The organism is Vibrio ostreicida (assembly GCF_013074385.2).
In the GTDB taxonomy this organism is placed as follows: Bacteria; Pseudomonadota; Gammaproteobacteria; order Enterobacterales; family Vibrionaceae; genus Vibrio; species Vibrio ostreicida.
In genome coordinates this window covers 345,105-356,989 of record NZ_JABEYA020000001.1, presented here as the reverse complement: position 1 = coordinate 356,989, position 11,885 = coordinate 345,105, and the positions used below count along the sequence as shown (strand labels likewise).

The following is an 11,885-nucleotide window of genomic DNA, read 5'->3' as shown; positions in this document are numbered from 1 at the left end:
GTTTTACATTGGAAAAGCCGCACTCATCGGTGAATCTAGCAATACTTTCAACTGACTCAGGCCCTGCCTAAAGCGCCCCTCTTCAGTGATCGACATCAGTGACAGGCGTATGTGTCGGGTACCTTGCCCAGACGCATCGAAGTAACTGCCACTGCTCACAATCAGACCTCGGTCCTTCGCTTCGATGATGAATCGCTCTGGTGCCCAGCCTGCAGGTAATGGCAGCCAAAGGTGATAACCAGAAGCTGTACACTGTACATCGGCTAAAATATCCCGCGCAATGCGTTGCCGCCTGTCAGCAATGTCTCGCTGAGTCGCACTGATTTTAAACGCTTCGCCCGATGTAATAAGGTGACTGGCTGCCATATAGTTGAGCGGTGAAGACAGCCAGATATTCGCTCGGATGTGTGCACTGATAACACCAACTTGACTCTCTGGTACTTTCATAAAACCACAGCGAAGCGCTGGGCTGATTGCTTTAGACAAACCGGACAAGTGAAAAGCATAGTCGGGGGCATAATTGCTGATCGCTGGCAATGGCCTCTGGTTAAGAAATCCGTAAATATCATCTTCTATTAGCCATATTTCGTTATCGTTAATCACTTTGGCTATCTCTTGGCGCCGCAATATTGGCATGGTGATGCCCGTTGGATTCTGATGGGATGGCAAGGTAATCACAGCTTTGATATCGTGCTGAGCAATCGCCTGTTCTAACTCGTCTGCCATTAGGCCCTGTTGGTCCATTGCAACCGACACAACCTGCCGGCCAGACAAGCTGGCAATCGCCAATATTCCGGGATAGGTCAAAGCTTCAACGGCAATGCTATCACCAGGTTCGGTTAGAGCATGGATCAATAATGACAAACCATGCTGGGCGCCATGGGTAAGCAAGGTATTATTGGCATTGCCACCCTTCAGCCCGAAGGCGCGTGCCCACGCAACCCCAGCTTCGCGATGGGCATGATGACCCGAGTGCTCCGCGTACCCGATCGAATCTGCCGTCAGTTCGGCGCTGACATTCATCATCGCTGCCTTTAAACTGGGAATATTGTTTTGCAGACACGGCTGAAGAATAGAAAAATTGAATTCTTTTTGGTCGTCTTGTGGTTGGATCGCTTGGGTGAGCGAGGTATCACCGCAAACAAAGGTACCTCGTCCAACAAAGGATTCAACCCGACCTTTATCCGCTAACAATTTGTAAGCTTTTGCCACGGTGGCAGGGGTAGTCGACAATTCATCCGCTAAGGCACGATGAGGGGGCAGCTTGAAGTTGATTGGATAGTCACCTTGGTCAATTCTCGCTTCTATGGTGTCTGCTATCTGGTTAAATTTACTCTCACTCATCCCTTTTCTGCCGTTTACCGAGTCGTCAATCCTTCATTATGACTTAGTTTAATCGAAAAAATATCACACATCACTTATTTTAATTTAATATTGACATATGTCATTTAAGGAGCTCTAATTAATGACATAAGTTATCACGGACTCGTTCACTGTGTGAGTTTTGTGCGTATGATTAAGACAAATTCACGAATTTAACGATTTAACGATTTAACGATTTAACGATTTAACGATTTAACGATTTAACGATTTAAAAATAGATACGATTGATTAAGGGAAACAGGATGGAAATAAAGAACATTGCTTTTATTGGCTTAGGTGTCATGGGCTACCCCGTGGCGGGTCATCTTGCCAAGGCTGGTTTTAAGACTTGTGTCTATAACCGGACTGAAGCGAAAGCACGCCAATGGGCTAAAGAGTATGATGGCGACTTTGCCAGCACACCCAAATTAGCCGCGCAAGATCGCGATGTTGTCGCCGTATGTGTCGGTAACGATGACGATGTTCGTAGTGTAGTGCTGGGTGCTAATGGCGTATTGAGTGGCATGACCTCCGGTTCGATTCTTATTGACCACACAACGACATCAGCCGAGCTGGCATTAGAGCTGGCCAAAGCGTGTCAAGATAAGGGTGTACACTTTATTGATGCCCCAGTCTCCGGCGGGCAAGCAGGCGCCGAAAACGGCACTCTGACCATTATGTGTGGCGGCCAGCCCCAAGTCTTTGATTCTCTCACTGCCGTATTTGATGTCTATGCTAAACAAGCTGTGCTTATGGGGGAAAACGGCCAAGGGCAACGCTGTAAGATGGTCAATCAAATCTGTATCGCCGGAATTTTGCAAGGCCTGAGTGAAGCTTTGCAACTTGCCCAGTCGGTCAATCTGGATGTTGAGCAGGTTGCCAGTGTACTGAAACACGGCGCCGCCGGCTCTTGGCAGATGGAAAATCGTGCAGTGACTATGTCACGCGGAGAATTTGATTTTGGCTTTGCAATTGACTGGATGCGAAAAGATTTGGGTATTTGCCTCAATGAGGTCAAAAAACAGGGCTTAGACCTACCCATGACTGAAGCGGTCGATACGATGTATCACTCTCTTCAACAGCAAGGATATGGGCGAATGGATACCTCGGTATTAATCAAAGCTTACCAAGATTAAACAGACAAAAAAGCCGGCTTCAAAACCGCCGGCTTTTATTGACCAGTTAACCGATATGAGTCACACCAGCCATGTATTTTTGCAACACAGACGGGATCGCGATTCGACCATCTGCTTGCTGATTGTTCTCTAAGATCGCCACCATGGTGCGTCCTACCGCCAGACCCGAGCCATTAAGTGTATGGACCAACTCAGGTTTCTTTTCACCTTTACGACGAAAACGCGCTTGCATTCGACGTGCTTGGAAGTCACCTGTATTGGAACAAGAAGAAATCTCACGATAAGTTTGTTGTGCAGGAACCCATACTTCAAGATCGTATGTTTTACAGGCACCAAAGCCCATGTCACCGGTACATAGAATGACTTTACGGTAAGGCAGTTCCAGCAACTGCAAAACTTTCTCCGCATGGCCAGTCAGTGCTTCGAGCGCTTGCATTGAATCTTCAGGCTTAGTGATATGGACCAACTCGACTTTATCAAACTGGTGCATACGAATCAGACCACGGGTATCACGCCCATAAGATCCGGCTTCAGAGCGGAAACAAGGCGTATGAGCTGTCATCTTCAAGGGCAAATCAGCTTCATCGACAATGGTATCACGAACCATGTTGGTCATTGGCACTTCAGCCGTTGGGATCAGAGACAGTTTACGTGGCTCTTCATCATTGACTTTTTCGGTCAGCGGCTCAGTGTGGAAGAGGTCTTCACCAAACTTAGGTAACTGCCCCGTTCCGATAAGGCTATCCGTGTTGACAAGATACGGCATATACATTTCAGTATAGCCATGTTGTTCGGTATGAAGGTCAAGCATGAACTGAGCGATGGCACGGTGCAAACGGGCAAATTGCCCCTTCATCACTATAAAACGTGCTCCAGTAATCTTAGTTGCACTGGCGAAATCAAGACCGCCGCCCATTTCGCCAAGATCAACGTGATCTTTCACTTCAAAATCGTAGGATTTAGGTTCGCCCCAGCGAGCAACTTCAAGGTTGTCATTTTCATCTTTACCCTGAGGCACTTGATCATCCGGCAAGTTAGGTAGCGATAGGGTCAGGTCCTCAAGCTTTAGCTGAATCTCTGCCAGCACCAACTTCTTAGCATCTAGATCACTGCCTAGGGTGCCAATCTGCTTTTTAATCTCTTCAGCACCTTGTTTGTCTCCCGACGCCATTTTCTGGCCAACTTGCTTGGAGATTGAATTACGCGTGGATTGTAAATTTTCAACTTCTACTTGAATCGACTTGCGTTGTTCTTCAAGTGTACGGATTGTCTCTACATCGAGCGTAAAGCCCCGACGCGCCAGTTTTGCAGCTGTTTCATCCAGCTCTGTACGAAGTAATTTAGAATCCAGCATTGTTAATCCTATGCTTTGAGTTGTGAAAATACGCCTGAGCCTGCTGCTCAAACGCTTTTGTTATTAACCGGACAAATGTATCCAAAAAAAGCGCTTATTCATAGCGCTTTTGTAGGCTTTTTGTATCTAAACTTTCTAGATAATCTAACTTTTCGCCAATTTTCGCTTCCAAACCCCGGTTTGTAGGAAAATAGTAGCGGTTTTGAGCCAATTCGGGCGGGAGATATTGTTCACCCGCCGCATACGCTCCAGGCTCATCATGAGCGTAACGGTATTCAGCTCCGTAACCGAGATCTTTCATTAAATCCGTTGGGGCGTTGCGTAAATGTGCGGGAACTTCGTATTCAGGTTGATTGTTGGCATCTTGGAGTGCTTGTTTCCAAGCCGTGTAGACCGCGTTACTTTTGGGAGCGCAAGCCAGATATACAATCGCCTGAGCGATCGCCCTTTCCCCTTCGGCTGGACCTACCCGAGTAAAGCAGTCCCACGCCGATAAGGCGATCTGCATCGCTCGCGGGTCAGCATTACCGATGTCTTCCGAGGCAATCGCCAGCAGTCGCCGTGCGATGTAGAGAGGATCACAACCCGCAGCGATCATTCTCGCCGACCAGTAAAGAGCGGCGTCAGGGTTGGAGCCTCTAATCGACTTATGAACCGCCGAAATTAAGTCGTACCAGATATCGCCTTTGTTGTCGAAACGAGCCACCTTTTCTCCAGCGACTTCCGCCAATAAAGCCAAGGTGATGTGTTTTTCACCCTGCGGCGTTTCCTCCGCCATATCATAGAGCAATTCTAAGTAATTGAGTGACATGCGCGCATCACCATTAACCAGTTCCGCCAAACGGTCAATCACATTGTCGACAAAGCAAGCTTTAAACTGGCCTAGGCCACGCGATTTGTCGGAAATCGCCTGTTGCAGCGCCAAACGGATGTCCGGTTGTGATAATGAGGTCAACTTGTAGACCCGAGCCCGAGACAGCAAGGCGTTGTTTAACTCGAATGACGGATTTTCAGTGGTCGCGCCGATAAAGGTAATGGTGCCATCTTCGACGTGCGGCAAAAAAGCATCCTGCTGTGACTTATTAAAACGGTGGACCTCATCAACAAATAGGATGGTTCTGCGACCTGCGTGCTTGTTTTCACGTGCTTTTTCAATCGCGACACGGATATCTTTTACCCCCGATGTCACTGCAGAAACACGCTCCACTTCAGCATTGGCGTAGTTTGCCGCGACTTCCGCCAAAGTCGTTTTTCCCGTGCCCGGCGGTCCCCACAAGATCATAGAATGCACGTGGCCAGATTCCAACGCACGTCGCAAGGGTTTACCGGGGCCAAGTATGTGTTGTTGCCCTATGTATTGGTCGAGCGTTTGTGGACGCATCTTAGCCGCGAGAGGACGGAAGTCCTCATCACCTGAGAAGTCCAATGAATAGTTACTCACGGTCAGTTCCTTTGATCGTCAACCTCAACACCTTCAGGAATAGTAAACGTAAAACGCTCCGCACTGGGCTTAACCAACTTGACCTCGTTAAACTTGAAAGTGCTCTGCTGCCCATCTTGTTCGATGACACTAAAGCCCTTCACCACGCCTTTGGTATTGATATTCAATTTGAATTGGCCCTGATTACTGTCAGCTGCCGTCGGTGTTAAAGTAAACATATCGCCTTTCTGGGCAACGCGGTAGTTGTCCCAATCGCTGGCGCGGTTTCGGGTCAACAGCACAAAGGGAGTCTGCTGTGTCGCCTGCTCCTGTGAATAAATGCTGACCTGCTCAATAAACGGGCTGTAATACCACAAGGACTGACCATCCGACACCAGTACATTTTCATCTGGAGCGGTCGTGGTCCAGCGAAACAGGCTCGGGCGGGCTATCTCTACCTGACCTTGCCCTTCTGTCAACATGTCGCCTTCAGGGCTAATCAGTTGCTGTGTAAAGTTGGCAGTGAATCCGTCCGCTATCTGTAGCCGCTGGCTTAACTCGTCTTTGGGTGCTGCCATTACCGAAAAGCTCAACAAAAATAACACCGTCATTTTTTTCATTTTTTATCTTCCTATTTCGCCGTGAATACGACCTTATACCGCGATATATCGGTGTTTTTGACCGAAGAACGTTAACTTTGTTCTATTGACCACAACACTGTTTAAATTTTTTTCCGCTGCCGCACAGACAGTCATCATTGCGGCCGATGTGTTTGAATGGATTGACGCGTTGAGATTGGCTGCCAACTAAAACGGCATCCGCTGCTTGAGCGACTTCGTTTATCATCAAATCAAAGGCGTCAAGTAAATCAGCCAAAGCCGGAGGCGTGTCAATGCCGGAGGCCATCATCTGCGCTTGCGTTTGTGACTCGTCAATCGCCAACATCATGGTGGTGAGCATTGCTTGAAGCATGCGTAAAGTGCCATCGCCGACCGCAGCCTCGCGCCACTGTGGTTCAATCACAGGCCATAACGTCATAAAACCTGCAGAAAAATCAGAAAACTGCTCCTCTTCAGGAGGAGTAAGCAACGCCAATAGCGAGTATTCATTTCGCTTTAGCGCGTTGTATTGCTGATGAATATGCGCCTCAATGGACTTTTTGACCGACGGGGCATCCTCTCCAAATACATCAGCAAGCCAACTTTCTGGGGCCAATGGCTTCATGGCCATATTCGCCGCCAGAACTACGCCTTCCAGAAAAAGAGGCGATGCATCGCTGTGGGCAAGAGCAAGGTTGAGTAATTGGTCGCGCATTCTATTGTCTTTGGGTTAAGAGAGTGAAGGGATAGTATAACCTGATGCCGCGGTTGGGATCACTAAGCATACCAGTGAAAATCATTGTTGATCAAAACCGACGCAAATAGTGACATTTTTGTGTTGTACCTCTAAAATCACGCCTCCCTAACTGGAGAGATTGTTATGCGAGTTGTTCTGGGCCCTATGGAGGGTGTGCTAGACCATTTAATGCGAGAAATTTTAACCGATATCAATGACTATGATCTCTGTGTTACCGAGTTCGTCCGAGTTGTGGATCAGTTATTACCAGAGCACGTATTCTATCGCCTTTGTCCAGAGCTTAAACAAGGCTCTCAAACCAAATCTGGCGTTCCCGTTCATATTCAGTTGTTGGGCCAAGATCCTCACTGGATGGCTGAAAATGCCGTGCGTGCTGCAGAGCTGGGGGCAAGAGGGGTCGACATCAACTTTGGTTGCCCAGCTAAACTTGTCAACAAAAGTAAAGGCGGTGCGGCACTGCTACAACACCCAGAAGTGATACATCAAGTCGTAAAATCATGCCGTGATGCAATTCCACCGCACATTCCCCTGACTGCGAAGATACGTCTTGGATGGGATAACCCCGCCGATTGTTTTGAGATCGTCGATGCCATTCAAAGCGCTGGAGCCAATGAACTGACCGTACACGCCAGAACTAAAACCGGCGGTTATAAGGCCAGTGAAATCAAATGGGATTACATCAACCAAATCCGCGAACGCTTTACCATTCCTTTGATTGCCAATGGTGAAATCTGGAATTACCAAGATGGCCAGTCGTGCATCGACACAACAGGGGTAGACTCACTGATGGTCTGTCGCGGCGCTTTCAATGTCCCTAACTTAGGTAATGTGGTTAAACACAATCACAATATAATGCCATGGCCTGAGGTCGTCGAATTGTTACTGCTTTACTCTCAGTATGAAATGAAAGGAGACAAAGGCCTCTATTATCCTAATCGTGTCAAGCAGTGGTTCTCCTACCTCCGTAACCAATACGCACAGGCCAGCGATCTTTTTCGTGAGATTCGCACCTTTAACAAGGCAGAGCCCATTGTCGCCCGTATCACTGAGTACCAGCAGCAACATCAGACCACGCTACAGGCGTCCCAAGCTTCAACTGGCTTGTAAGCGACTATGATTGGCTCAATTAAGGAGCAAGCTGTCATCTGCCAGCTCCTCCCCCCTCACTTTACTGAACATCTCCAGTAGGTCAGCAACTTGCATGCTGGCCCTCTTTTGCCCAGCAATATCGAGGACTACCTCACCCTGATGGAGCATCACAGTACGATCGCCGCATGCTAACGCATCTTTCATTGAATGGGTCACCATGATGACGGTCAACTTAAACTCGTCCACAATTTTCTGCGTTAAATCGATGATGAAAGAAGCCATTCTGGGATCTAACGCTGCCGTATGTTCATCCAACAGCAATAATTTACACTCCGACAGGGTGGCCATGATCAGGCTCACAGCTTGGCGCTGACCACCCGACAATAAGCCGATGTTGTCACCTAAGCGATCTTCAAGCCCTAAGCCCAAGATGCGGATCCGCTCCTGAAAGAGTTTTCGGCGTTGGGTCGACAGGGACAGTCGCCACCCCCGTCGCTTACCGCGCATCAAGGCAAGTGCCATGTTTTCTTCGATGCTTAAGTTGGCACAGGTTCCCGCAAGGGGATCTTGAAAGACCCGTGCACATTGGCTAGCGCGCTGCGCTGCCGTTTTATGAGTGACCTCAAGGGTATCGATAAGTACCCGCCCTCCGGCCATCAACGTTTCTCCAGTAACGGCACCAAGTAGGGTTGATTTTCCTGCACCATTGGAACCAATAACTGTAAGAAATTGATGCTGGGGTACAACCAGTGACACCCCTTTGAGTGCAACATGTTCGAGAATAGTACCTCGGTTGAAAGTAACCTGAATATTGTCTAGCTCAATCATGGACTCACCCCTCGTTTATAACCACTACCGTTGCACCATTCAGACAAAGTCATGTTAGGCTTTTTTTGACTTCAGGTTCCCTTTTATCTTGGGCATGATCAAGGCCATTGCCACCAAAATAGCCGTGACCAAATTAAGGTCAGATGCCTGAAGACCAAACATACCAGTACTGAGTGCAAATGCGATCGCAAGACGATACAAAATTGAGCCTAGGACCACGGCCACCACTGCGACCCAAATTTTTTTGCCCGGCAGTAACGTCTGGCCCAAGATCACCGCAGCCAAACCAACCACTATGGTACCAACCCCTGACGTGACATCAGCAAAACTATTGGTTTGGGCAAACAATGCGCCGGAAAAACCGACAAAACCATTCGACAAGGCCAAACCAAAATAGGTGTAAAATGCGGTATTCACACCCTGCGCGGACGCCATTCGTGCATTGACACCCGTTGATCTCAGGCCAAGGCCAAAATCACTGTTGAGTAGGCGGATCACCAACCAAGCCGACAATAAAACCAGCCCCCCGACCAACAATGGTCGCACCAACATCGGCTCTCCCCAAGCGTCGAAAGGCGTCAATATAGTGTCTTCACCTAACAACGCCATATTTGGCCTGCCCATAATGCGTATATTGATGGAGAAGGCAGCGATCATGGTTAATATGGACGCAAGTAAATGCAATATGCCACATCGAACAGCCAAAAATGCGGTTACCCAGCCTGTCGCCGCACCAGCTAGTATGGCCATGACAGTTGCCAGCCATGGGTTAACGCCGCCGACAATCGCGGTTGCAGCGACCGCGGCGCCCATGGGGAAACTGCCGTCTACACTAAGATCCGGAAAATCCAGTACCCGAAAAGTCAGATAGACGCCCAACGCCACTAATCCATAGACCAAACCAATTTCTATCGCGCCAAAAAATGCAAAAGCAGACATATCGGCTCCCTCTCCTGCTCTTCAGTTAAAGAAGATCTTCTCCTTAATGTGGTTGCTTATTTAATGCTGGTAGCCCGACTTAACACCGATGCAGGCAGGGTAATATCGAGAGCTTTAGCGGCGCGAGCACTGACAATAAGATCGGAGCCTTTCGCGACCTTGACCTCTAGAGTGCCGGGCGCAGCACCATTAAGAATCGCAACCACGTAGTCGGCCGTCTGGATCCCCACCTGATAGTAATCAAAACCCAAGCTGGCTAATGCCCCTTTATCGACGTAGGAAGTATCACCACCAAATACGGGGGTTTTCGCTTGATTGGCCGCGACGATCATGCCTTCGATAGCACTGGCTACAGTGTTGTCGGTTGGCGCATAAATCACATCGGATTGTTCTGCGATGGCTCGTGTGGCGGACTGAACGTCGGCACTTTTGAGTGCCGTGGCTTCAACAACCTTGATGCCCTGCGCCTGAGCACTTTGTTTAAACAGTTTGACTAAAGTAACCGCGTTCGCCTCCCCTGGATTGTAGACAACGCCAATTGATTTCACTTCGGGTAAGATTTCTTTGATCAAGTCAACGTGCTGACTGACGGGGGAAAGGTCTGATAGTCCGGTAACATTTTTGCCCGGTTGCTGCACGTTTTTCACCAATTTGGCACCAACCGGATCGGTGACTGCAGTAAACACAATCGGGATGGTACGGGTCGCAGAGACCAAAGCTTGGGCGGTTGGGGTCGCGATACCCACCAAAACATCAGGCTTTTCACCCACAAATTGGCGCGCGATCTGAACGGCAATCGCCGGGTTGCCTTGTGCAGTTTTGTAATCAAAGACCAAGTTCTTACCTTGTTGGTAGCCCTGTGACTCCAAGCCATCAAGAAGACCCTGACGAGTCGCATTGAGAGCAGGATGCTCTACGATCTGTGACACTGCGACCTTGGCGGTTTTTGCCATGGTACTTGGTGAAAACAGCAACGCAGTGCTGATCACAACCGCTGTTGCCGTCGCTATTCTTGCTTTCATTTCAACTCCTTGGATTCGGCGAAAATGAGGAAACTGGTGTTCGTGACTGACCAGTCAAAGTGAACACTTTTTGTTCACCTGATTCATTATTACCAACAAGTTAGAGAAATTGAAAGAGTGATTTAACAATAAATCAACAAACTTAGAGCTACGTAGCGGTCGCCTTTTTGCGAGCTCGGATAAGTATATTGCGGGGTGTTACCTGTTTATCACAAAATGTTTCGACACAGACATGGTAACCATGCTCAACCAGATACAGGGATTTGTCCAAAACCAACCACATTTCAAGGCTACGGCGAAACGGCTGCTGAATCAGGCTTATTCGCTCCATTTGCCAATAACGTTGTTCGCCTTTATCTTCAAACTCTTGCCAAGCAATTCCTTGAGGTAAGGTGATCTCTTTTTGATCCGCAGCCCAATGACAAAAAGCCTCAAACCCGTCTGTAAGCTGTGATTTCTTAATGCTGGGAACATTAACGTACTGGTGGTGCCCGACAGCTTGCCTTAACAGTACATCAAAACCCAGCCGATAAACCATCTCAAGGAAACGATGCTTTCTGACCCGCTCACCTCCTGTAACCGTTTCTTGGAGCGGGATGCGAAGTTCTTTCTTATTGAGGTCAAGATCCGATGTCTGGGCCAATCGAGACAAAGGCTGGTATGCTTGGGCAGTAATTAAGTGGTAACAACACGGAGAAAGCGTGACGGCAGCAACCCCCGCTTTGACTGCCTTTTCGATTAATGAAACGTGCAAGTCACCACAAGCATGCAAAGCAACAGCATGTTGACGGGAATTAAGCACAACAGCGGCGTTTTCGGTTAAAGCGTCTCCCTGAACAAACGTCATCGGCAGCTTGTACTCTTGTGCGATGTGCTGGCCTGCTTCACACAAAGCAGGCTGAAATTCAAAACTGGTTACCCGTTGCTGGCTATGGCTAGCGAGTATTCGACCCAAAAAGCCTTTTCCAGCACACCACTCCAGCCACTCACTTTGCTGATGATCAGAAAGCGCCGCCTCACCTAATGCAACAATTTGTGCCAATTTTCGACCTGGTATACCAGCATCAATGCCCCGGCTTAGAGCCAGACCTTTTAGAGTAATGCGTTCAAGCCGAGTTAACAGCGCTGTCTGCGACAAAGATGGAATAAATGGCAGCAGATGTTGAGACAAATGGTCAGGGTCAGATTTAAGAGATTGTATTTGTGATGGTGTCAGTGCGGATAGCCAAGCGCATAATTCAGGGTGGCTTGATTGCCAGGGTAAACAATCATCCAAACTCGCGAAGAAGGGCTCCAAACGCCAAAATTCCTGATGAAGCAGTAAAAAGGCGTCGAGTTGTTTAAAGGTGTTTTGCATACTTCCCCCCAGATCTTTGCCT

General features: G+C 48.4%; 11 protein-coding genes. 2 read left to right on the top strand and 9 right to left on the bottom strand.

The window, feature by feature from the left end; all coding sequences use genetic code 11:
• Positions 1 to 3 precede the first annotated feature (3 nt).
• A complete protein-coding gene (locus HLM86_RS01620) occupies positions 4 to 1,344 on the bottom strand; it encodes an aminotransferase-like domain-containing protein (protein ID WP_170882119.1) in 1,341 nt (446 codons plus the stop codon).
• Between the two features lie 281 nt (positions 1,345 to 1,625).
• Here HLM86_RS01620 and HLM86_RS01615 point away from each other — a divergent pair, with 281 nt between their 5' ends.
• Positions 1,626 to 2,498: an NAD(P)-dependent oxidoreductase gene (locus tag HLM86_RS01615; protein WP_170882120.1), complete on the top strand. Its 873-nt coding sequence runs from the start codon at positions 1,626 to 1,628 to the stop codon at positions 2,496 to 2,498.
• Between the two features lie 46 nt (positions 2,499 to 2,544).
• On the opposite strand, the gene serS is transcribed toward HLM86_RS01615, so the two are convergent.
• From serS to HLM86_RS01595, 4 genes are all read right to left on the bottom strand, one after another.
• A complete protein-coding gene (gene serS, locus HLM86_RS01610) occupies positions 2,545 to 3,852 on the bottom strand; it encodes a serine--tRNA ligase (RefSeq protein ID WP_076585273.1) in 1,308 nt (435 codons plus the stop codon).
• A 94-nt stretch (positions 3,853 to 3,946) separates the two neighbouring features.
• Complete coding sequence (locus HLM86_RS01605; protein ID WP_217702080.1) at positions 3,947 to 5,299, bottom strand: replication-associated recombination protein A; 1,353 nt, start codon at positions 5,297 to 5,299, stop codon at positions 3,947 to 3,949.
• On the bottom strand, positions 5,296 to 5,892 hold the full coding sequence (lolA, locus tag HLM86_RS01600; RefSeq protein ID WP_170882121.1) for an outer membrane lipoprotein periplasmic chaperone LolA: 597 nt from the start codon (positions 5,890 to 5,892) through the stop codon (positions 5,296 to 5,298). Before lolA ends, HLM86_RS01605 begins: the two co-directional genes overlap by 4 nt.
• An 82-nt stretch (positions 5,893 to 5,974) precedes the next feature.
• A complete protein-coding gene (locus tag HLM86_RS01595; protein ID WP_076585280.1) occupies positions 5,975 to 6,586 on the bottom strand; it encodes an SEC-C metal-binding domain-containing protein in 612 nt (203 codons plus the stop codon).
• A gap of 165 nt (positions 6,587 to 6,751) precedes the next feature.
• On the opposite strand from HLM86_RS01595, the gene dusC reads away from it, so the two are divergent.
• On the top strand, positions 6,752 to 7,735 hold the full coding sequence (gene dusC, locus HLM86_RS01590) for a tRNA dihydrouridine(16) synthase DusC (protein ID WP_170882122.1): 984 nt from the start codon (positions 6,752 to 6,754) through the stop codon (positions 7,733 to 7,735).
• A gap of 15 nt (positions 7,736 to 7,750) precedes the next feature.
• On the opposite strand, the gene HLM86_RS01585 is transcribed toward dusC, so the two are convergent.
• The 4 genes from HLM86_RS01585 to HLM86_RS01570 all read right to left on the bottom strand — a co-directional run bounded on the left by HLM86_RS01585 (position 7,751) and on the right by HLM86_RS01570 (position 11,863).
• Positions 7,751 to 8,545, bottom strand: a complete 795-nt coding sequence (locus HLM86_RS01585) for an ABC transporter ATP-binding protein (protein WP_076585284.1) — start codon at positions 8,543 to 8,545, stop codon at positions 7,751 to 7,753.
• A 54-nt stretch (positions 8,546 to 8,599) separates the two neighbouring features.
• Entirely contained in the window at positions 8,600 to 9,484 is an 885-nt protein-coding gene (locus HLM86_RS01580) for an ABC transporter permease (protein ID WP_076585287.1), read from the bottom strand.
• Positions 9,485 to 9,540: 56 nt separating this feature from the next.
• Positions 9,541 to 10,506, bottom strand: coding sequence for an ABC transporter substrate-binding protein (locus tag HLM86_RS01575; protein ID WP_076585289.1), 966 nt, complete (start codon positions 10,504 to 10,506; stop codon positions 9,541 to 9,543).
• Positions 10,507 to 10,654: 148 nt separating this feature from the next.
• A complete protein-coding gene (locus HLM86_RS01570) occupies positions 10,655 to 11,863 on the bottom strand; it encodes a methyltransferase (protein WP_170882238.1) in 1,209 nt (402 codons plus the stop codon).
• Between the last annotated feature and the right edge of the window lie 22 nt (positions 11,864 to 11,885).